Source organism: Paenibacillus glufosinatiresistens (genome assembly GCF_031470375.1).
Taxonomy (GTDB): Bacteria; Bacillota; Bacilli; order Paenibacillales; family Paenibacillaceae; genus Paenibacillus_AQ; species Paenibacillus_AQ glufosinatiresistens.
Genome location: NZ_JAVFHT010000017.1, coordinates 1 through 22,118, shown reverse-complemented (window position 1 = coordinate 22,118; position 22,118 = coordinate 1). Strand labels below are relative to the sequence as shown.

Annotated in this window: 19 protein-coding genes and 1 rRNA gene; 9 read left to right on the top strand and 11 right to left on the bottom strand. The window is 53.4% G+C overall.

Annotated elements, in window-relative coordinates:
• Positions 1 to 96: 96 nt before the first annotated feature.
• From RBI05_RS15595 to rpmH, 10 genes are all read right to left on the bottom strand, one after another.
• Complete coding sequence (locus RBI05_RS15595) at positions 97 to 942, bottom strand: ParB/RepB/Spo0J family partition protein (RefSeq protein ID WP_150457857.1); 846 nt, start codon at positions 940 to 942, stop codon at positions 97 to 99.
• On the bottom strand, positions 935 to 1,696 hold the full coding sequence (locus tag RBI05_RS15590) for a ParA family protein (protein ID WP_150457856.1): 762 nt from the start codon (positions 1,694 to 1,696) through the stop codon (positions 935 to 937). The genes RBI05_RS15595 and RBI05_RS15590 overlap by 8 nt, the downstream gene beginning before the upstream one ends.
• Before the next feature lie 148 nt (positions 1,697 to 1,844).
• Positions 1,845 to 2,660 carry a nucleoid occlusion protein gene (noc, locus tag RBI05_RS15585; RefSeq protein ID WP_150457855.1) on the bottom strand — a complete coding sequence of 272 codons (816 nt, stop codon included), beginning with the start codon at positions 2,658 to 2,660 and terminating at the stop codon, positions 1,845 to 1,847.
• A gap of 258 nt (positions 2,661 to 2,918) precedes the next feature.
• Entirely contained in the window at positions 2,919 to 3,641 is a 723-nt protein-coding gene (gene rsmG, locus RBI05_RS15580; protein WP_310551773.1) for a 16S rRNA (guanine(527)-N(7))-methyltransferase RsmG, read from the bottom strand.
• A gap of 7 nt (positions 3,642 to 3,648) precedes the next feature.
• Entirely contained in the window at positions 3,649 to 5,535 is a 1,887-nt protein-coding gene (mnmG, locus tag RBI05_RS15575; RefSeq protein ID WP_310551772.1) for a tRNA uridine-5-carboxymethylaminomethyl(34) synthesis enzyme MnmG, read from the bottom strand.
• Between the two features lie 75 nt (positions 5,536 to 5,610).
• Entirely contained in the window at positions 5,611 to 6,987 is a 1,377-nt protein-coding gene (gene mnmE / locus RBI05_RS15570) for a tRNA uridine-5-carboxymethylaminomethyl(34) synthesis GTPase MnmE (protein WP_310551771.1), read from the bottom strand.
• An 87-nt stretch (positions 6,988 to 7,074) separates the two neighbouring features.
• The gene (gene jag / locus RBI05_RS15565; RefSeq protein WP_310551770.1) at positions 7,075 to 7,806 is read right to left on the bottom strand and encodes an RNA-binding cell elongation regulator Jag/EloR; all 732 of its coding nucleotides are present in this window, start codon (positions 7,804 to 7,806) and stop codon (positions 7,075 to 7,077) included.
• Positions 7,803 to 8,747: a YidC/Oxa1 family membrane protein insertase gene (locus RBI05_RS15560; protein WP_310551769.1), complete on the bottom strand. Its 945-nt coding sequence runs from the start codon at positions 8,745 to 8,747 to the stop codon at positions 7,803 to 7,805. Before RBI05_RS15560 ends, jag begins: the two co-directional genes overlap by 4 nt.
• An 85-nt stretch (positions 8,748 to 8,832) precedes the next feature.
• On the bottom strand, positions 8,833 to 9,183 hold the full coding sequence (gene rnpA, locus RBI05_RS15555) for a ribonuclease P protein component (protein ID WP_150457849.1): 351 nt from the start codon (positions 9,181 to 9,183) through the stop codon (positions 8,833 to 8,835).
• Between the two features lie 134 nt (positions 9,184 to 9,317).
• Positions 9,318 to 9,452 carry a 50S ribosomal protein L34 gene (gene rpmH / locus RBI05_RS15550; protein ID WP_025337168.1) on the bottom strand — a complete coding sequence of 45 codons (135 nt, stop codon included), beginning with the start codon at positions 9,450 to 9,452 and terminating at the stop codon, positions 9,318 to 9,320.
• Positions 9,453 to 10,049: 597 nt separating this feature from the next.
• Between rpmH and dnaA the strand changes: the two genes are divergently transcribed.
• From dnaA to gyrB, 6 genes are all read left to right on the top strand, one after another.
• Entirely contained in the window at positions 10,050 to 11,396 is a 1,347-nt protein-coding gene (gene dnaA / locus RBI05_RS15545; RefSeq protein ID WP_150457848.1) for a chromosomal replication initiator protein DnaA, read from the top strand.
• 237 nt (positions 11,397 to 11,633) lie between these two features.
• On the top strand, positions 11,634 to 12,776 hold the full coding sequence (dnaN, locus tag RBI05_RS15540) for a DNA polymerase III subunit beta (RefSeq protein ID WP_150457847.1): 1,143 nt from the start codon (positions 11,634 to 11,636) through the stop codon (positions 12,774 to 12,776).
• A 47-nt stretch (positions 12,777 to 12,823) separates the two neighbouring features.
• A complete protein-coding gene (gene yaaA, locus RBI05_RS15535; protein WP_150457846.1) occupies positions 12,824 to 13,054 on the top strand; it encodes a S4 domain-containing protein YaaA in 231 nt (76 codons plus the stop codon).
• A gap of 57 nt (positions 13,055 to 13,111) precedes the next feature.
• Positions 13,112 to 14,242 carry a DNA replication/repair protein RecF gene (gene recF / locus RBI05_RS15530; RefSeq protein WP_310551768.1) on the top strand — a complete coding sequence of 377 codons (1,131 nt, stop codon included), beginning with the start codon at positions 13,112 to 13,114 and terminating at the stop codon, positions 14,240 to 14,242.
• A 4-nt stretch (positions 14,243 to 14,246) separates the two neighbouring features.
• Positions 14,247 to 14,495 carry an extracellular matrix regulator RemB gene (gene remB, locus RBI05_RS15525; RefSeq protein ID WP_150457844.1) on the top strand — a complete coding sequence of 83 codons (249 nt, stop codon included), beginning with the start codon at positions 14,247 to 14,249 and terminating at the stop codon, positions 14,493 to 14,495.
• Positions 14,496 to 14,546: 51 nt separating this feature from the next.
• Positions 14,547 to 16,457, top strand: coding sequence for a DNA topoisomerase (ATP-hydrolyzing) subunit B (gene gyrB / locus RBI05_RS15520; protein WP_150457843.1), 1,911 nt, complete (start codon positions 14,547 to 14,549; stop codon positions 16,455 to 16,457).
• Between the two features lie 116 nt (positions 16,458 to 16,573).
• Here gyrB and RBI05_RS15515 read toward each other — a convergent pair whose 3' ends face one another.
• On the bottom strand, positions 16,574 to 17,404 hold the full coding sequence (locus RBI05_RS15515; RefSeq protein ID WP_310551767.1) for a YheC/YheD family protein: 831 nt from the start codon (positions 17,402 to 17,404) through the stop codon (positions 16,574 to 16,576).
• 335 nt (positions 17,405 to 17,739) lie between these two features.
• Here RBI05_RS15515 and gyrA point away from each other — a divergent pair, with 335 nt between their 5' ends.
• From gyrA to RBI05_RS15500, 3 genes are all read left to right on the top strand, one after another.
• Positions 17,740 to 20,283, top strand: a complete 2,544-nt coding sequence (gene gyrA, locus RBI05_RS15510; protein WP_310551766.1) for a DNA gyrase subunit A — start codon at positions 17,740 to 17,742, stop codon at positions 20,281 to 20,283.
• Between the two features lie 224 nt (positions 20,284 to 20,507).
• Positions 20,508 to 21,602 (top strand): HD-GYP domain-containing protein, encoded by a 1,095-nt coding sequence (locus RBI05_RS15505; protein ID WP_310551765.1) that lies wholly within the window; start codon positions 20,508 to 20,510, stop codon positions 21,600 to 21,602.
• Between the two features lie 339 nt (positions 21,603 to 21,941).
• Positions 21,942 to 22,118: ribosomal RNA gene (locus RBI05_RS15500) — 16S ribosomal RNA — on the top strand; the annotation flags it as partial.

Genomic DNA, 22,118 nt, shown 5'->3' with positions numbered 1-22,118 from the left:
ATCCCGCAATTGCCTTCTCCTCTAAAAAACATACCCTCCCCCGCCACCGGACAGGTTCGGATATGTCTTCTTGCACCTCTTCGGCTCAAGAACCGCTTACTGCTGGCCCAACAACTCCAGCAGGCGTTCCAGATCCTGATTGCTGTAATAATTCAATTCAATCTTCCCTTTGTCTTTGCCATGCTTGATCTTTACCGTCGTTTTGAACCGTTCTCTTAGCGTCTCTTCCATTTGGTCAATATACGGATCACGCTTAATTGTTTTTGGCTTGGCTGTTGGAGTCGGCTGACGGTCGAGGTTCTTCACAGCATCCTCGAGTTCACGCACACTCCATTCCTGTTCCACACACTGTCCTGCAAGCTGCTTAATCAATTCCGGGTCTTTAAGGGCCGCAATGGCACGGGCATGTCCCATCGAAATTGTTCCACGTGAAACATATTCTTTCACTTCTTCAGGCAGCGTCAGCAGGCGAAGGAAATTGGCGATATGCGATCTGGACTTTCCTACCTTTAAGGATAGTTCTTCCTGGGTCAAGGAGAATTGATCCATTAACCCTTGGTAGGCGACCGCCACTTCCATGGCATTCAGATTCTCGCGCTGCAGGTTCTCAATCAGCGCAATCTCCATTACCTGCTGATCGCTGAAACTGCGGACAACAGCGGGAATGGTTGCTTTTCCGCAATACTGGGAAGCACGGAATCGCCGCTCACCGGCTATGATCTCATAGCCTTTCAGTACACTTCGTACAATAATAGGTTGAATGACTCCATGCTGACGAATCGACTCTGCCAGCTCCTGAATCGCCTCTTCCTTGAACTCTTTACGAGGCTGATACGGGTTGGCTCGCAGCTGTCCCAAGGGGATTTCTACGACCTTGTCATCCTCATGGATGGACAGCGACGGAATCAGGGCATCCAGTCCTTTGCCCAGACGCTTACTCATACGAAACCACTTCCTTTGCCAACTCAAAATACACTTCCGCGCCTTTGGAACGCGGATCATAGGTAACGATCGACTGTCCGTGCGAAGGCGCTTCGCTCAGACGGACGTTGCGCGGGATAATCGTGCGGTATACCTTTTCCTGGAAATACTTCTTTACTTCTTCAATGACCTGGATACCCAGATTCGTTCGGGCATCCAGCATGGTCAGCAAGACGCCTTCAATCCGCAGCAGCGGATTGAGATTCTTTTGTACGAGACGAACCGTATTGAGCAGCTGGCTTAATCCTTCAAGCGCATAATACTCGCACTGGATCGGGATGATAACCGAATCGGCAGCCGTCAGCGAATTGATCGTCAGAATCCCCAGCGAAGGCGGACAGTCGATCAGAATATAATCGTACTGCGGTTTGACCAGACTCAGCGCCTTCTTCAGACGGAGCTCGCGGGAAATGGTCGAGACCAGTTCGATTTCGGCCCCGGCCAGCTGAATAGTCGCCGGTATAATATGAAGGCCGTCAATCTTGGTCTCCAGGATAGCATCCCGGGGATGAACTTCATTAATGAGGATGTCATAGATGCAGTTCTCGACATCGGCTTTATTAATCCCGACTCCACTGGTCGTATTGCCTTGGGGGTCGATGTCTACAAGCAGGACCCGTTTACCCAAGGTAGCCAGACTTGCTCCGAGATTGACCGAAGTCGTGGTTTTGCCGACCCCGCCCTTTTGATTCGCTATGGCTATAATTTTGGACACTGAATTCACCTCGAATGGTTGGGAAGAATCCTCTGGTAGTCGATGTTTGCTGCGATCTTCGCCCTCTTCCGGTTTTTGCTCTTCCGCAGAGGGGCAGTCATGGGAAAGGCGGCCAATAACGTCCAGGCCGCCTTCAACTGCAAACCACTTATCGTTTTGGAATTTGAATGACGATTTCATAATGGTCGCCCCGATCATTCTCCGATGTCTTGATCGCCATTCCGGAGCCGCTCACCATATCGATGGATTGCCTGATCGTATTCAGGGCTAGTCTGACATCCTTTGTGTATGAGATTCGTTTGGCTTTCTTGATCTTGGCGTTCTCTTTATAGAAGGCAATTCTAGCCTCCGTTTGTTTCACATTCAGGCCTTTGGAAATAATTTCGCCCAGCACCTTTATCTGCAGCTCTGTACTCTCCAGAGACAGCAGCGATCGGGCATGGCGTTCGGTGATTTGACGCTCCATCAGCGCTGTTTTGACTTCTTCCGGAAGCTGCAGCAGTCGGATCTTATTGGCGATCGTGGATTGACTCTTGCCCAGCCGTTGAGCAAGGCTTTCCTGGGTCAGTTGATGCAGATCGATCAGCTTCTGATAGGCGATTGCCTCTTCAATGGAAGTTAATCCCTCCCGCTGAAGATTCTCGATGAGAGCGATGGAAGCGGCCTGCGAGTTATTGAAATCCCGCACGATGGCTGGTATGTTCGCCATACCCAGCTTTTTGACTGCGCGCCACCGTCTTTCGCCGGCGATAATCTCGTATTGGGAATCTCTCATGCGAACGACGATCGGCTGGATGATACCGTGTGTCTTGATCGTCTGGCACAGCTCCTCAATCTTCTCATCGTCAAAGATCGTTCTCGGCTGGTAAGGACTGCTGATGACCTGGTCCACCGGGATTTGTTTGATTTCTTCTCCGCTGCTCCGCTCGGTAAATCCAAACAGCTTGGTGAATTGTTCTTTCATTCCGTTCATAACCACCTAATTTCGTAATTGTATGCGTTTATACTGAAGAGCATAATTCCACATACAGGCAATGGCCATCAACCGAACCCTTCGTTCAGCTATTCTTTATTCTATCACTTTTTCCGCTATAATCCTATTCTTCATCAAGACCTATTTTTCTTGGTAGACGAACGGAAGGCTCCGGCATGACCCGACAAAAAAGCCCTGCCTGTCGGCAGGACTCATCCAAAGAAAGGAATATCTGTTTCACGTGGAACATTAAATGAGCGGCGATTTAGCCGGTACACCCGCCTTGCGCGGGTATTTAGAGGGCGTTCCCGCCGTCTTGCGGATGACAACCAAATGCCTGGCGGATTCCTCGACAGGCAGCGTCATAGATTCCACGGCGGCAACCTCGCCTTTAAGTTCCTTCAGACTGCGTACCGCCTCTGTCAGTTCTTCTGCTGGATCGCTTCCCTTCATGGCAACGAACAGGCCTTGGGGACGCACGAACGGCAGACAGAACTCGTTCAGCAGCGCCATTCGGGCCACCGCTCTGGCCGTAGCGAGATCATAGCGGTCCCGATGCTCGGGCAGACGGGCAATATCCTCCGCCCTTCCATGAATCAGTTCCACATGAGACAGTTCCAATTCATCGGCTACATGCCGGAGGAAGGAAATTCGCTTGGCCAGCGAATCCACAATCGTCAGCTTCAGTTCCGGAAAAGCGATCTTGAGTGGAATCCCGGGAAAGCCTGCGCCCGATCCGATATCGGCAAGCGACTGCACCTTGGACAGATCAACAAAGAATGCCAGAGAGAGCGAATCATAGAAATGCTTCATATAAACCTGTTCGCGTTCCGTAATCCCAGTCAGGTTCATCTTCTGATTCCATTCAACCAATTCCTGATAATATCGTTCAAACTGTTCCAGTTGACGAGGGCTGAGTTCAATTCCTTTCGGTCCCAGCCACTCCGTAAACCGCTTCTGTAAATCATCCATGTCGGGATTATCCTTTCGCAGCAGCTACGCGGTTAAATTGCTCCAGGTAGACCAGCAGAATGGAGACGTCTGCCGGTGTGACACCGGAAATGCGGGAAGCTTGGCCAATCGAGATGGGGCGAATCTTCTCCAGCTTCTGCCGGGCTTCCATAGCAAGACCATGAATGGCGGAGTAGTCTATATCTTCCGGCAGCTTCTTCTTCTCCATCTTCTGAAGGCGTTCCACATGCTGAAGCTGCTTCTCGATATACCCGGCATATTTAATCTGGATTTCCACTTGTTCCTTCATGTCTTCATCCAGTTCTTCAGGCGACGGAGACAGCCGGTCAATGATGGCGTAACCGATTTCCGGACGGCGCATCAGCACCAGCAGGTTGCTTCCTTCCGCAATCGGAGCCGAACCGGCTTCGGCCAGCAGGTCATTGACTTCCGCAGGCTTGACCCTTGTCTCCTGAAGGCGGGCAATCTCATCCTCCACTTTCTGCTTCTTATCCAGGAAGGCGGCATACCGTTCCTCGGAAATAAGGCCAATCCGGTAACCCGTCGGCGTCAGACGCAGATCGGCGTTGTCATGGCGGAGCAGCAGCCGATACTCGGCACGGGAAGTCAGCAGCCGGTACGGCTCGTTCGTTCCCTTGGTAACAAGATCGTCGATCAGCACTCCGATATAGCCTTGCGAGCGGTCGAGAACAACCGGCTCCTGGCCTTGGGCTCTGCGGGCCGCATTAATGCCGGCCATAATTCCCTGGCCTGCCGCTTCCTCGTAACCCGATGTGCCGTTAATCTGTCCGGCAGTGAACAAGCCGGGCAGACGTTTGGTCTCCAGACTCGGCCACAGCTGGGTCGGGACCATGGCGTCGTATTCGATGGCGTATCCGTTGCGCATCATCTCTACTTTTTCCAGACCCGGAATGGAACGGAGCATCGAGAGCTGCACATCCTCCGGCAGACTGGTAGACAGACCCTGCACATAATATTCGGCGGTATTGCGTCCTTCCGGCTCCAGGAAGATCTGATGCTTCGGCTTATCGCTGAACCGGACAATCTTATCCTCAATCGAAGGGCAATATCTCGGTCCGGTTCCTTCAATAATCCCTGTGAACATCGGCGCCCGGTGGAGGTTGTCGTTGATGATCTGATGCGTCGTCTCCGATGTATAGGTCAGCCAGCAGGGGAGCTGCTCAATCTCGGAAGACTTGGTCTCATAGGAGAAGAACTTCGGCTGTTCATCGCCAGGCTGAATCTCGGTCTTCGAGAAATCAATCGTATCCCGGTGCACGCGCGGCGGCGTGCCTGTCTTGAAGCGAACGAGTTCAAACCCCAGCTCCCGGAGATGCTCCGACAGCTTGACGGAAGGCTGCTGATTATTCGGTCCGCTCTCGTACGTCAGCTCGCCCATAATGACTTTGCCGCGCAGATAGGTCCCTGTAGTCAGCACTACACTCTTCGCCCGGTAGGCCGTTCCCGTCTTCGTTACGACGCCGGTGCAGATTCCATTCTCGACGATCAGCTCTTCCACCATCCCCTGCCGCATGGTCAGGTTCGGCGTCTTCTCCATCGTCTCTTTCATCGTATGCTGGTACAGGAACTTGTCGGCTTGAGCCCGCAGCGCATGCACCGCAGGTCCCTTGCCGGTATTGAGCATCCGCAGCTGGATGAACGTCTTGTCAATGTTCCGGCCCATTTCGCCGCCCAGCGCGTCAATCTCACGGACCACATGCCCTTTGGCCGGCCCGCCGATTGACGGATTGCAAGGCATGAACGCCACCATATCGAGATTGATCGTCACCATCAGCGTGCGGCAGCCCATCCGGGCCGCCGCCAGCGCTGCCTCGCAGCCGGCATGTCCGGCTCCGACGACAATCACATCATACTGTCCTCCTTCGTAACTCATCCTATACTCCTCCTCTATTGAAACGGCACTCTAGGCCGCTAACCTGTCATATCCTATCTATTCCTGCCTGCCGGTTTACTTGCCCAGACAGAACTGGGAGAAAATCTGATCCAGCAGCGAATCCGCCGCCGTATCTCCCACAATCTCGCCAAGCTGCTCCCAGGCAAGCCGGACGTCAATCTGAATCATATCAATGGGAATCAACTGCTCCGCTGCATCGTACGCATCCCGGAGCGACTGCCGAGCCTTCTTCAGCAGAGCGATATGCCGGACGTTGCTGACATAGGTCAGGTCCCCGGATTCGAGCTTTCCGCCAAGGAACAGAGACGAGATCGCCTCTTCGAGCTTGTCCAGCCCCTGCTCCTGCAGCACCGACATGGGCACAATCGCTTCCTCGCCGAAGCGGCGGGTTAATTCCGCCCGGTCCAGGGCAGACGGCAAGTCCATTTTATTCAGAATCACCAGTGCTTGTCTACCGCGGATTTGTTCCATCAATTCCAGCTCATCGTCATGAAGCGGCTCGCTGGCATTCAACACCAGCAGTACAAGGTCCGCTTCTCCAAAAGCAGCCTTCGACCGTTCCACGCCGATCTGCTCTACCAGGTCCATCGTCTCCCGGATTCCTGCGGTATCGAGCAGGCGGAGCGGAATATGATTAATGGTGACATACTCTTCAATTACATCTCTCGTGGTACCCGGAATATCGGTAACAATCGCTTTGTTCTCCCGGGCGAGCGCATTCAGAAGCGAGGACTTGCCGACATTGGGCCGTCCGACAATCGCGGTTGTAATGCCTTCGCGCAGAATTTTGCCCTGCTGGGCCGACTTGAGCAGACGGTCGATGCCTTCCGTAACCTCGGTGCACCGGGTCTTGATATATTCAGCCGTCAGCGCCTCGACATCATGCTCCGGATAATCAATATTCACTTCGATATGGGCCAGCGTCTCCAGCAGTGTCTGGCGAAGTGCGGCAATCTGTTGGGACAGCGAGCCGCCGACCTGCTTCAGCGCCACCGAGAACGCCCGGTCGGATTTGGAGCGGATCAGATCCATGACCGCCTCGGCTTGGGACAGATCAATTCGGCCGTTCAGAAAGGCGCGCTTCGTGAATTCACCCGGTTCAGCCAAGCGAATCCGCTGCTGAAGCAGCAGGTCCATGACTCGTCTTACCGAAATGACGCCTCCGTGCGTACTGATCTCTACGACATCCTCCATCGTAAAAGAACGCGGCGCCCGCATCACGGTCACCAGCACCTCTTCCATCACCTCGCCGCCCTGCGGGTCGACGATATGCCCGTAGTGCACCGTATGGGATGCCGCCTCGGGAAGCGGTGTGCGGCTGCGCATCAGCCTCCCGACTTCGGCGACGGCGTCCGGTCCGCTCACCCGTATAATAGCAATGCCGCCTTCCCCAACAGCGGTGGAGACGGCTGCTATAGTATCGCTAAGCATAAGCTTCCCTCATTTCACTCTCATAATCTTGGGCTATAAAAACAAATGACCCCTCAGGCAGCAAGGAGTCATTGCGACATATCTTCTTTACTTGAGCGTAATTACAACCCGCCGGTTCGGCTCTTCGCCCCGGCTGGTCGTCGTCACCTGCCGGTGATTCTGCAGCCTGGAGTGAATAATCTTCCGTTCCTGCGGCGGCATCGGCTCCAGCACCACCTCGCGGCGGGTCCGGATTACCCGGCTCGCCAGCCGGTCGGCCAGATCTTCTAGCGTCTTCTTCCGCCGTTCGCGGAAATTCTCCGCATCCAGCACAAGACGGACAAAGCTGTCGGAATAACGGTTGGCCACAATATTGGCCAAATACTGTAGGGCGTCCAGGGTCTGTCCTCTTCTGCCGATCAGCAGTCCCAGATCGGGACCCGCAATCTGAAGAGTCGTGGTGTCCCGGGACGGGGCCACCTCCACGGTCACTTCCAGTCCCATGGTGCGGGCCACATCCACAATGAATCGGACCGCTTCCTGATAGGCCCGCTCCGCGGAGCGGGAGGCCGGGCGAGGTGCGCCGTCCGGCGCCTCTGTTCTGCTCTCTCCTGGGGTCTGCTGAGGCATTGACGGTGAACTCGCCGCAGGCTCCGGTTCCGGCTGAGGCAGCAAGGTCAATTCGACCTTGGCCGGCCTGGTTCCGATAAGCCCCAGGAATCCTTTGGATGGCTGCTCCAGCACATGAACCGTTACCTGGTCCTTGCTTACACCGAGCCGGGCAAGCCCGCTCTCTACAGCTTCTTCAATGGTTTTCCCTGATGCGACGACATGGTTCATTTGGACTTTTTGCCCTCCTTCGGCTTCTTGCCGCTGGTACCGTTGCCGTTATTCTTGGCGCTGCCATTCTTGGCATTGCCGCCGTTCTTGACATTGCCGCTGTTCTTGGCGCTGCCGCCATTCTTGGCCGCTCCGCTTCCGCCGGCCGTACTTCCGGCACCGGCTACAGCCACTTGAGGGGCATTGTTATTTCTATAGAGGAAATAGTTTTGGATAATGGTGTATACGTTACTGAATACCCAGTACAGCGGAAGCGCCGCCGGGAAGTTGTAAGACATGACGAAGATCAAGACCGGATAGATCATCATCATGAACTGCATCGGACCCTGCGCCTGCGCCGGGTTCATCTTGGTCATCATCTTTGTCTGAAGGAACGTGGTCAGTGCCGCAATTGCCGGAAGGATAAAATAATGGTCCGGCTTCCCAAGCTGCAGCCACAGGAAGTCATGTTCCCGGAGATGAGGATTATAATAGATGGAGTTATACAGCGCGATAAAAATCGGCATCTGCACCAGCAACGGCAGACAGCCCGCCATTGGGTTGACCTTGTTCTCCTGGAAGAGCTTCATCGTCTCCTGCTGAATCTTCTCCGGCTGATCCTTGTACTTCTTCTGAATCTTCTGAAGCTCCGGCTGAATCGCCTGCATCGCCCGCGAGCTGCGGACCTGCTTCATCGTAAGCGGTAAGATCAGTGTCCGGACGATAATTACCATTACAAGCACCGCCAGCACATATTCGCCGTTGAACCATCTGGCGAAGGTCTCAAGTGCCTCGGCGAAGTACAGCACTACATTTCGCTGCCAGAAGCTGCCGTTCTTCAGATCATTAATATCGTGGGTAACTGTCGCCGACGACGAACATCCCGAAAGCACAGTAACCGTTAGAAGCAGCATAGCGATGAGGAGAAAATACCTTCCTCGTCTACCCTTAAATACCGACACTTCATAACCCCTCTCTTCACATTCCATTGCACCGTAAATCATATCATAATTATGGATACAAATAAACAAGCCCCGGCGGCCTGTCCTAACGGTGCGAAGCCTTGAGCAGCTTGGCTTTGCGCAGGACATGGAGGATGCTCTTCTCCAGCTCCGCGTATTTCAGATCCAGCGCGCCCTTTCGCACAATAAAGACCAGATCGAGCCCCGAAACGATCTCTGCCTCATGATGCCGCACAATCTCTTTGACCAGCCGTCTCATCCGGTTGCGGACAACGGCGTTTCCGACCTTTTTGCTGACCGAGATGCCCGCCCGGAAGCGTTCCACTTCTCTCCGTGGATGCCAATAAACCACGAACTGATGATTCGCAAAAGACTTCCCATGACGGTATACGCGGCTGAAGTCGGCGCGGTTTCGCAAACGCAAGCTTTTGTGCACGGAACAATCTCCTCATTCTATCTTAGCTTGATTCCTTTATACCTATATATAAGTATGGACCAGAACGTCCTGATTTCAAAAGGGTACTGCGGTGTCAAAAAAAAAGACCACCGTAGTGGTCTTATCCGCGTTTATTAAGCACTCAGCACTTTTCTGCCTTTCAAGCGGCGGGCTGCCAGCACCTTACGGCCGTTTTTCGTGCTCATTCTAGCGCGGAACCCATGCACCTTTTTGCGTTTGCTTACATTCGGTTTGAATGTCGGTCTCATGTATTGCACCTCCCTTACAGGGTCTTCGTTAACTGAACTCACGTCACAGAAAACACCTTTATATATTTAAGCATAATATCTTCCTCCAAGTCAAGCCATAATCCCAAGCTTCCTCCTTCTTTTTCGAGGATATTTATCCACATCCCTGCTGTTCCGCAGCTCGAACAACTCCGTTAAGGCCATTTATCCACTTGTGGACGACAGGATCACCCGTTGGTCCCGTTCCCGTATAACCTGTGAATAAGATTCGGGAGCATTTTGGCCTGCTTTGTCGAATGATGAACAAATTATCAACAATATGTAGTATTGTGGTCAACGATTATGCACAAGTGATTGAATTTGTGGATAAATAACGGCCGCTCATTGAAAAACAAGGCCGCTTTTGCTATGATGGTATTACTTTTGAATGTGAATAGATTTGTTTGTTCGCCAAATTATCAACAAGCTGTGGATAAAGTTGTGAACAAATCAAATTTATCCATATTTTTTTGTCCCTATGGCCGGGATATTGGGGATAAACCCTCTCGACATTTATTTTCTTCGACATTCCACTTCATGGCTCAAGCCACATTTGGAAGATTTAAAGGAGTGACAGTTGTGGACAGCCATACTTCCGAATTATGGCAGCAGATTCTCTCGATTATTCAGACCAAACTTAGCAAGCCCAGCTTCGATACCTGGTTCAAAGCAACCAAGGCGCTGTCCTTCAGTACCCAGACGATTGTCATATCCGCACCGACGACATTTGCCGTCGAATGGTTGGAGAGCCGCTACACCAAGCTGGTTGGAGCTACGGTCTACGAGGTGACGGGCCACCAGGTGGAGGTCAAATTCGTCATTGAGGAGAACAAGCCCGCCGAACCGATTGTGCAGCAAGCACCTCCCTCGCCCGCCGTTTCCCGTGAAGAAGCCCAGACGCATATGCTGAATCCCAAATATACGTTTGATACCTTCGTCATCGGCTCCGGCAACCGGTTCGCCCATGCCGCTTCCCTTGCGGTCGCGGAGCTGCCGGCCAAAGCTTACAATCCGCTCTTCCTCTACGGAGGCGTCGGACTCGGCAAGACCCATCTGATGCACGCGATCGGCCACTATATTCTGGAGCACAATCCGAGCAACAAGGTCATCTACATTTCCTCCGAGAAGTTCACGAATGAGTTCATTAATTCGATCCGCGACAACCGCGGCGAGAGCTTCCGGAACAAATACCGCAACGTAGACATTCTGCTCATCGACGATATCCAATTCCTCGCCGGCAAAGAATCGACTCAGGAGGAATTTTTCCATACCTTCAATGCCCTGCACGAAGAAGGCAAGCAGATCATTATCTCCAGCGACCGTCCGCCCAAAGAGATTCCGACTCTGGAAGAACGGCTTCGTTCCCGGTTTGAATGGGGACTGATTACCGATATCCAGCCGCCGGATCTGGAGACGCGGATAGCCATTTTGCGGAAGAAAGCCAAGGCTGAGCATCTCGATATTCCCAACGAAGCGATGATGTACATCGCCAACCAGATTGATACGAACATCCGGGAGCTCGAAGGCGCCCTTATTCGGGTCGTGGCCTATTCCTCGCTGACCAATCAGGATGTGACGACCCATCTGGCAGCCGAAGCGCTGAAGGATATTATTCCGTCCAGCCGGCCGAAGATGATTACCATTCAGGACATCCAGCAAAAGGTCGGCGAATATTATAATCTCCGGCTTGAGGACTTCAAGGCGCGCAAGCGGACGAAAGCCGTTGCTTTTCCGCGCCAAATTGCCATGTATCTGTCCAGAGAACTGACCGACTATTCGCTGCCCAAGATCGGGGAAGCCTTCGGAGGACGCGACCATACCACGGTCATTCATGCTCACGAGAAGATTACCCAATCGCTGAAGGCCGATCAGGAACTGTACAAAGTGGTAACGAGCCTCTCCGAGAAGATCAAGAATCCTTCTTAGAACGCTTTGTCTATTCTCCTAACTAAACTGTTATCCAAGAGCCTATACACAATCTATTCACATGTGCATAGGCTTAATTTTATGCGGTCTGCAAGGCTTATCCACATATTCTTGGTCCCTACTACTGATACTACTAAGAATTTATTAAAAGATTCTTCTGCATATAAGCAGACGGGACGCCTGCCGGAGAAAGCCCCTGCTGGGCTCCGGCCGATAATTCTCTCTAGGAGTGAAACCATGAAAATCAGTATTCTGAAGAATGAGCTTAACGAAGCGATCCAGCACGTATCGAAGGCGATCTCCAGCCGAACCACCATTCCGATCCTGACCGGCATTAAGCTTGAAGTCACGCATCAGGGCGTGACGCTCACCGCCAGCGATACCGATATTTCCATCCAGTCCTTTATACCGGCCGAGAATGACAGCGAAGTTGTCGTTCATATCGATCAGCCCGGAAGTGTTGTACTGCCGGCCAAGTTTTTTGTCGAGATTATTAAGAAGCTGCCGTCCAAGGAGATCATGATGGAAGTCAAAGACGGCTTCCAGACCTTCATTTCCTCCGGCTCCGCCGAGATCCAGATGGTCGGACTTGATCCTGAAGAATTCCCGGTGCTGCCGGACATCGAGGGCAACGAGACGATTACTATCCAGGGCGATCTGCTGAAGAACATGATCCGACAGACCGCTTTTTCAATCTCCACCCAGGAGACCACTCCGATTCTCACCGGCATTCTCTGGCATCTGGAGAACGGGGAATTCAAATTTACCGCAACGGACCGCCACCGTCTGGCTACCCGCGCCGCCAATCTCGACGGAACGGAAGAAATCCGGTTCTCGAACATTGTGATTGCCGGCAAAACGCTGAATGAACTCAGCAAGATCATTCCCGATCAGAATATGCTGGTCGATATCGTCGTCGCCGACAATCAAGTCTTGTTCAAGCTGGACCGTGTGCTGTTCTACACCCGTATCCTGGACGGCATTTATCCGGATACTTCTAGAATTATTCCGTCGACGTACAAAACAGAACTGATTGTGGACACCAAAAAACTGAGTGAAGCGATTGACCGCGCCTATCTCCTCTCCCGTGAAGAGAAGACGAACATCGTCCGGCTCCAGACACTGGAGCAGGGCGGCATCGAAATTTCCTCCAGCTCGACAGAGCTCGGCAAAGTGCGGGAAGAACTCGAGGTCATTGATTTCAAGGGAGAACCGCTGCGGATTTCGTTCAACTCCAAATATATGCTGGATGTGCTGAAAGTGATCGACAGCGAGCAGCTGCTGATCGCATTTACAGGAATGATGAGCCCGATTATTCTCCAGCCGCAGGATGACAGCCGAAGCAAATATGTCATTCTGCCGTACCGGACCACCAACTAAATTTTATCCACGCTTGTGGATAAGAGTGAGAGAAAGGAATCAACCCGATGAAAGAAATTGTTATCCACAGTGGATATATCAAGCTGGACCAGTTCCTGAAGCTGAGTGATTGTGTATCCACAGGCGGAATGGCCAAGGCGCTGCTTCAAGAGGGACAAGTCAAGGTCAACGGCGAGGCGGAAGAGCGGAGAGGAAGAAAGCTGTATCCCGGAGACCGGATCGAGGTTGAGGGAGAAGGCGTATTTGTCGTTGCCGGAGGCGAAGCGGAAGAGCGGTAAGCTGCTCCTGGCCAGGAGACGAAATGGCGAATCATGTAGCTATGGGAGGACTGCCGCTTGTTTGTAAAGAGTATCGCCCTGCAGCATTATCGCAACTATGAGGGACTCCGGCTGGAGAACCTGGGCGACGTCAATCTGATTCTCGGACAGAACGCCCAGGGAAAGACCAATCTGGTGGAGGCCCTTTATGTTCTGGCCATGACCAAGAGCCATAGGACCTCCAAGGACCGGGAACTGATCGCTTTTGACGCGCCGGACGGCGCCGCCCATATCAGTGCGGACGTCACCCGCAAATACGGGGATGTCCACCTTGAAATGACGCTCTCTGCGCACGGCAAAAAAGCCAAAATCAACGGGCTGGAGCAGCGGAGGCTCAGCGAATTCGTAGGCTCGCTCAACGTCGTCATGTTCGCTCCCGAAGACCTGGAGATCGTCAAGGGAACGCCCGGTGTGCGCCGGCGGTTCCTTGATATGGAGATCGGCCAGGTGCAGCCGAGCTATCTGTATCACCTGCAGCAGTATCAGAAGGTGCTGCTGCAGCGGAGCAATCTGCTCAAGCAGCTCTGGAACAAGGACTCCGGGCGGGAAATGCTCGATATTTGGGATGAACAACTGGCGGCCCATGGCGTTAAAATCGTCCGGAAACGGAAAGAATTCATAAAGAAGCTGCAGGTCTGGGCAGAGAGTATTCACCGGGGAATTACGAATGGCGGGGAAGCGCTTGAACTGCTGTATGTGCCCTCTTTTGGAAGCCGGGAAGAGGAAGATGAAGCTGTCTTATTGGACAATTTTATGTTAAAGTTATCACAAACAAGGGAGCAGGAAATCCGGAGAGGGATGACGCTTACGGGCCCTCACCGGGATGACTTGTCCTTTTTTATCAATGGCCGGGAAGCCAGTGTGTACGGTTCCCAGGGGCAGCAGCGAACGACTGCCCTGTCGCTGAAGCTGGCGGAGATCGAGCTGATTCACGGCGAAATCGGGGAGTATCCGGTCCTGCTGCTGGATGATGTGCTGTCCGAGCTGGACCCGTACCGGCAGAGCCAATTGATCGAGACGTTCCAGAGCAAAGTGCAGACCTTCATCACGGCAACGGGCGTGGAAGGTCTGCATGCCGATAAATTAAAGGGCGCCGTGCTCTATCGGGTCCGCGGCGGCGCCATCGAGTCTGAAGCGAGCGGGAGATGAGCTGGTGTATATCCACTTGGGCGGGGAGAAGATTATCCGATCCTCGGAATTGATCGCCATATTCGATATCTCCATCGAGAAGTCCTCCAAGCTGTCGAAGCAGTTCGTGGCCTCGGCCAGACTGAACAAGACGCTGGAGACGATCGGGGAGGAAGAAGCCAAGTCTATTGTCGTTACCCGGGACGTTGTCTATTATTCCCCTATCTCTTCCTCCACGCTGAAGAAGAGGGCCCGCATTCTGCCGGAAATGTAGGAACTTACGGCAGCAGATCTACGAGACAATCCGAAAGAAGCAGGTGAAGACATGTCAATGAATCAACCGACATATGACGAAAGCCAGATTCAGGTCCTGGAGGGGCTGGAAGCGGTCCGCAAGCGGCCGGGCATGTACATCGGCTCTACCAGCGCCAAAGGTCTCCATCATCTGGTCTGGGAAGTTGTCGACAACAGCATCGACGAAGCGCTGGCCGGATTCTGCGACAAGATTCAGGTTATCGTCCATACCGATAACTCAATCACCGTTATTGACAACGGCCGGGGCATTCCGGTCGGCGAGAACGTGAAGCTTAAGAAGTCGACGCTTGAGGTCGTAATGACCGTCCTCCATGCCGGCGGCAAATTCGGCGGCGGGGGATACAAGGTATCCGGCGGTCTGCACGGGGTCGGCATTTCCGTTGTGAACGCATTGTCCGAACAAGTGGTTGTCACGGTCAAGCGGGATGGCCATGCCTACCGTCAGGAATACCGCCGCGGCGTACCGCAGTATGATATTCAGATTATCGGGGATACGGACGAGACGGGAACCATGACAACGTTCCATCCCGACCCGGAAGTGTTCACGGAGACCACCGTGTACGACTACAACACCCTGCTGACCCGCATTCGCGAGCTGGCCTTTCTGAACAGAGGCATCGAGCTGTCGCTTACGGACGAACGGACCGGAACCTCCAATACGTTCAAGTACGACGGCGGCATCATCGAGTACGTGAAGTATCTGAACGAGAAGAAGGAAGCGCTGCATGAAGAGCCTATCTACGTAGGCGGAACCAAGGATATGATTCAGGTCGACGTGGCTCTTCAGTACAACGATTCCTACACGGAGAACATCTATTCGTTCGCCAACAATATTCACACCCATGAGGGCGGCACGCATGAATCCGGCTTCAAAAGCGCGTTGACGCGCATCATCAACGACTATGCCCGCAAGAGCGGCATGATTAAAGACAGTGCCTCGAATCTGACCGGCGACGATGTCCGCGAAGGACTGACGGCTATTATCTCCGTCAAGATCCCCGAGCCTCAGTTCGAGGGACAGACGAAGACGAAGCTGGGCAACAGTGAAGTCCGCGGAGTTGTCGAGTCTCTGTTCTCCGAGAAGCTGCAGGAATTTCTCGAAGAGAATCCAGCCGTTTCGCGCCGGATTCTGGAGAAGTCACTGCAAGCCTCCCGTGCCCGCGAAGCGGCGCGCAAAGCCCGCGAGCTGACCCGGCGCAAGAGCGCCCTAGAAGTCAGCGCCCTGCCGGGCAAGCTGGCCGATTGCTCCTCGAAGGATGCGTCGATCAGCGAGCTGTATATCGTCGAAGGCGACTCTGCGGGGGGCTCCGCCAAGCAGGGGCGCGACCGCCACTTCCAGGCGATTCTGCCGCTGCGCGGCAAAATCCTCAACGTGGAGAAGGCCAGACTGGACCGCATCCTGTCCAATGCCGAAATTCGGGCCATTATTACGGCTCTTGGGACCGGCATCGGCGATGACTTTGATCTGTCGAAGGCCCGGTACCATAAGGTCGTCATTATGACCGATGCGGACGTCGACGGAGCCCACATCCGGACCCTGCTGCTGACGTTCTTTTACCGGTACATGCGTAAGATTGTCGAGGCCGGCTATATTTATATCGCCCAGCCGCCGCTGTTCAAGATTGAACGGAACAAGACGATCCGCTATGCCGGCTCCGAGAAAGAGCGGGACGAGATCATCGCTTCCTTCGGGGACAATGTCAAGGTCAATGTACAGCGCTACAAGGGTCTCGGAGAAATGAACCCGGAGCAACTCTGGGATACAACCATGGATCCCGAGAGCCGTACCATGCTGCAGGTCACGATCGAAGACGCGATTCTGGCCGACAGCCTGTTCGATACGCTGATGGGCGACAATGTCGAACCGCGCCGTGACTTCATTCAGGAGCATGCGGCAACGGTGAAGAATCTGGATATTTAAGAACGGACAGCGTTTTGCTTTTCGGTATACGGACCTTTGGCTCCGCCTGTTCAGGGCGGGGCCAAAGGCCTTTTTTGGTTATGGTGGTTATGGGGCTGGAACTCAGCCTGATGGATTCAGCGGGCGGATCGCCCGAGGCCTGGACGCCCATAGGCGATAGCATACCTGCGTATGCGGCGGTAGATCGACTTGTCGCGAAAAGTCTTGAAGACAACGAGGGAAGGCAGGGTGTTAACCTCCAGAACCCAGAAGTCATGGCGGCCGTCAATGGCAACATCCAGCCCGATCTCTTTGATCCCCGGAAAAGACTGCTCCAGCTGCCGGCCGAAGCTGACCCCCAGCTGTTCCAGCCGCATTCTCAAATCTCGGGCCTCTCCGCCGGTCATCTGCTCCTCGAGCAGGGGGCGGACGGAGCGGATCCGGCCTCCGTTGTGATAATTGGTAACGATCTTCATCGGGGCAGCCACTCGGGCCAGCATGCCGGTTGTCTCCCAGAAGCCCTCCGGATTCTTCTGGGCCAAGACACGCAGATCAAAGGGACGGCCGCCGCTATGGAGCAGATCGATTCCTTTTTGAACCAAGTAGAGCCGTTCACGGATACGCCCCTGAATGGCGGCATGCAGCGTCTGAACCGTCGAGTGGGTTTCAGTCGAGGTGCCGTACCGGAGCAGATAAAGATCGCGCTCTTCGAATCCCTCATGACCGCTGTCGGACGAGGGAGAGCTTGCGGATTGGGAGACGGTGATTCGGCGCCACTCGGCGCGCATGACACCCGCCCCGTAGGTACCCCGGTCCGGCTTGATGTACACGGTCCGGTAGAGACCCAGCATCTCTTGAAGCGTGCTGAATTCATATTTCCGAGTGTCGGGAATGTAGGGAGCCAATGAGGCGCTAGCCATCAGCGCCCGGGTCTTGGCCCATTTGCTGGCAACCCGCTGAATTTTCATTGTATTCCTCCTTGGCAGGCCGAAATGTCAGGACAATCCGCCGAAAGAATGGTATAATATGAGGATGTGGAAATCATGCTTTCCGGGGCTGAAGCAGGAGAAGAACGGCTGTATGGAGTCCCTACAGTCTATGAACCGGTAGTCTTTTGAGACAGGGCGAACATCCCGAATGAAGCATTTAATTCTTCCGGTTGCGGCCGAAGGGGAAGACAGGTTTAAATTGTGCAGTTTTTGTGAAAGTAATATAATTAAGGGTAGCGGTTTGCTAGAACAATGGCCGGTTCCAAGAGAATGGCCGAACCGTTTCTTCTTAACCGAAGGAGGTCCAGCAATTCATGGCTGAACAGAATAACCCGCAGATCAAGGACCGGGACATCGGCGTCGAGATGCGTGAATCCTTTATGGATTATGCAATGAGCATTATTGTTAGCCGGGCCTTGCCGGATGTGCGGGACGGGCTCAAACCGGTGCATCGCCGCATCCTCTATGCAATGTCGGAACTGGGCATTGTATCGGATAAGCCTCACAAGAAATCAGCGAGAATCGTCGGAGAAGTTATCGGCAAGTATCATCCGCACGGGGATTCGGCGGTCTACGAGACCATGGTCCGTATGGCCCAGGACTTCTCCATGCGCTATATGCTGGTAGATGGACACGGCAACTTCGGGTCGATTGACGGCGATATGGCGGCAGCCATGCGTTATACGGAAGCAAGACTGTCCAAGATTGCGATGGAAATGCTTCGCGATCTGAATAAAGAAACGGTAGATTTCCTGCCTAACTATGACGGCGAAGAACTGGAGCCTGCAGTGCTTCCTGCGCGCTTCCCTAACCTTCTGGTTAACGGAGTGTCGGGGATTGCCGTCGGTATGGCGACGAATATCCCTCCCCACAATCTGGGCGAGGTGATCAGCGGCGTACAAGCCATGATTCACAACCCGGATATTACTTCGATGGAACTTATGGAATATATTCAGGGCCCGGACTTTCCTACGGCCGGATACATTCTGGGGCGGGAAGGAATTCGTCAGGCCTACCGGACAGGGCGCGGCTCGGTCACAATGCGGGCGAAGACAACAATTGAGGATAACAACGGCAAGGGCCGGATTATCATTCATGAACTCCCGTATCAGGTCAATAAGGCCCGTCTCGTCGAGAAGATTGCCGAACTGGTCCGCGAGAAGCGGGTAGACGGCATTACGGACCTTCGGGATGAGTCCGATCGCAATGGTATGCGGGTGGTCATTGAACTGCGGCGCGATGTCAATCCGAATGTAGTGCTGAACAATCTGTTCAAGCATACGGCCATGCAGTCGACATTCGGCATTAATATGCTCGCTATTGTCAATAACGAACCGAAGGTGCTGAACCTGCGGGACGTTCTGTATTATTACCTGCAGCACCAGATTGAAGTCATTCGAAGACGTACAGAATTTGATCTCAAGAAGGCTCGGGCGCGCGCTCATATCCTGGAAGGTCTGCGGATTGCCCTGGACCATCTGGACGAAGTGATCTCGCTGATCCGCGCTTCCCGTACGGTGGATATCGCCCGGGACGGATTGATCTCCACCTTTGATCTCAGCACGGAACAGGCCCAGGCTATCCTGGATATGCGGATGCAGCGCCTGACCGGTCTGGAACGCGACAAGATCGAAGGAGAATATCAGGAGCTGGTAGCCAAGATTGCGGAATATGAAGCTATCCTGGCCGATGAAGCCCTGGTTCTAGAGATTATCGAGAAGGAACTGCAGGAGCTGAAAGAGCGGTATTCCGACGATCGCCGAACCGAGATCACCATTGGCGAAGACAGCATTCTGGACGAAGACCTGATCCCGCGCGAAGAAGTAGTCGTTACCGTAACGCACAGCGGGTACATCAAGCGCCTGCCGGTTAACACTTACCGCAGCCAGAAGCGCGGCGGACGAGGCGTTGTCGGAATGGATACGAAGAGCGAGGATTTTGTGGAGCATCTGTTCATCAGCAACTCGCATAATTATCTTCTCTTCTTCACCGACAAGGGCAAGGTGTACCGGATTAAGGCCTACGAGATTCCGGAGCTTGGACGCACAGCCCGGGGGACGCCTATTATCAATCTGATCCAGATCGAGCAGGGCGAGAAGATCAGCGCTGTAATCCAGGTGGAAGAGAATATCGGCGACAGCTTCCTTTTCTTCGCTACCCGTCAAGGGATTGTCAAGAAGACGCCGCTTGAGGATTACAACAACATCCGCAAGGGCGGACTGATCGCTATCAACCTGCGCGAAGAAGACGAACTGATTGAAGTCAAGCTGACCGACGGCAAGCAGAACCTCATTCTCGGTACGGCTGGCGGGATGTCGATTACGTTCCCGGAGAGCGATGTGCGTTCCATGGGACGCAGCGCTACAGGGGTCAAGGGCATTACGCTGGACGACGATGACCATGTGATTGGCATGGACTGCATGGATAAGGAGCTGGAAGTGCTGATTGTTACCTCGAACGGCTACGGCAAGCGTACGTCTGCGGGTGAGTTCCGTTTCCAGAGCCGGGGCGGGAAGGGCATCAAAATGATTAATCTGACGGATAAGAACGGCCCGGTTGTCGGACTGAAAGTCGTTAAGCCGGACGAAGACCTGATGATTATCACCACCAGCGGAACACTGATTCGCACGAGCATGGACGGGATCTCGACGATGGGCCGTTATGCCCAAGGGGTCAAGCTGATCAATATCCGCGAAGACGACGCTGTGGCGACCGTCTGCCGGGCGGATAAGAACGACGAAGAAGATGAGGAAGGCGAACCGACGGAGGATGCGGTGGAGGGGATCACCGAGGAATCGGCGGAAGAGGACAGCCTGGAGAGCAGCAGCTCGGCAGAAGGGCCGGAATCGGAAGAATAAGATTGCATATAGAAGTAGATATGGAGCAGGCTCCCTACGGGAGTCTGCTTTTTTGACATAGAATCCGAATCAGACGAAGGTAAGGCTGTTGTTTAGAATCTTAAATTCCGATAAACGGAATAAAGCGTATGGATGAAACAGGAGAACCGGCTTATAATCAGGACTATAGTACCGGAAATTCAAGAAATTCGGAGACTTTGGCGTAAGGGTTAGGGGGAAACGCAGTGCCTATTGTATCGGTGACAGAGATTAAGCCGGGGGCCAGAATAACGAGGGATGTCACTACGCCGCTGGGAGGCAAGCTGTTTGCCAAAGGAAAAGTGGTGCTTCCGCGTGATATGGAGATTCTTCAGGCCTTTCTGATTCAACAGATTGAAGTCGAAGGCCAAGAGGGGAATACGAAGGAGAGTCCGGCCGTGCCGGATGCGAAGAAGTCGGCCAAACCGCAGCATACTATTACCGAAGAGAGGCTTAAACGCGTTCTATCGCCTCTACATCATGAATATGACCGTATGTTGAATGTGGTTCGAAGAACGTTTGCTTCAGCCGGTTCGGGGCCTTTCCCGATTCTTGAATTGCGGGGCCAGCTTGAAGCGCTGGTCGCTCAATTGAAAGACTACCATGTGTTGACCTTTATGCCGGCCATGCCGGACCGCAGAGAATATCAGCATCATAAAGCAGTTCTGTGCGCGATGACGGCCTACAAGCTGTCCCAGTGGATTGGTCTGCCGCAAAAGGACTGGATGCAGGCTGCTTTTGCCGGGCTGCTGCATGATATCGGCAATACCCGGGTCGACGACTCGATTCTGAACAAGCCCAAGCCGCTAAGCGGAGATGAAGCGGAAGAAATGCGCCAGCATACCAAGTACGGGTACCAGCTGCTTCGGAGTGTGACGGCAATTAATGACGGCGTGAAGCTGGCCGCGCTTCAGCACCATGAGAAGCTTGATGCTTCCGGTTATCCGCTTCGTCTGGGAGGCAGCCAGATTCATATATACGCCAAAATTGTAGCGGTAGCCGATATCTTCCATGCGATGACGCTGGAGCGTGCTTACAGAAAGGCAGATTCGCCTTATCGAGTGCTAGAGCAGATTCAGGCCGAGAGCTTCGGTAAGCTCGACCCGGCGATTGTACGGACGTTTATTCAGAGATCAACCGAACTGTATAATGGAACCCGTGTCAGACTCAGTGATGGGCGCCAAGGCACCATCATTTATATCGACCGCAACGATCCGACCCGTCCTATGGTTCAAGTAGAAGGCGGCGTAGTCAACTTGACGGGAGAACGCCATCTCTACATCGAAGAAATCACAGGTTAATAAAATAAGCCCTCAGAAAAAACTTGCATTCTTTCTGAGGGCATGGTATATTCTTATTCCGGCCGATTGATCCTGACTCGATCGAATGAAACAAGATCAAAAAAAGTGCTTGCACAAAACGGTCGGACGTGATATAGTATAAGAGTTGCTGGTGCGAACGAGCATCGGCGATGAAGACGGTTTGATCTTTGAAAACTGAACAACGAGTGAGTATTAATCGAGAGTAACATCTCGTCAGATTCATCTTATGAGCAAGTCAAACGAACTTGTTCGTCCGAAAGGATCGGCTCAGCCGAGATTGATACCTTTCAGACGTTCAGCTCGACGAAGGTCGAGCCTTTTATGGAGAGTTTGATCCTGGCTCAGGACGAACGCTGGCGGCGTGCCTAATACATGCAAGTCGAGCGGATTCATTCAGAGAGCTTGCTCTTTGAATGAATTAGCGGCGGACGGGTGAGTAACACGTAGGCAACCTGCCCTTCGGACCGGGATAACTACCGGAAACGGTAGCTAATA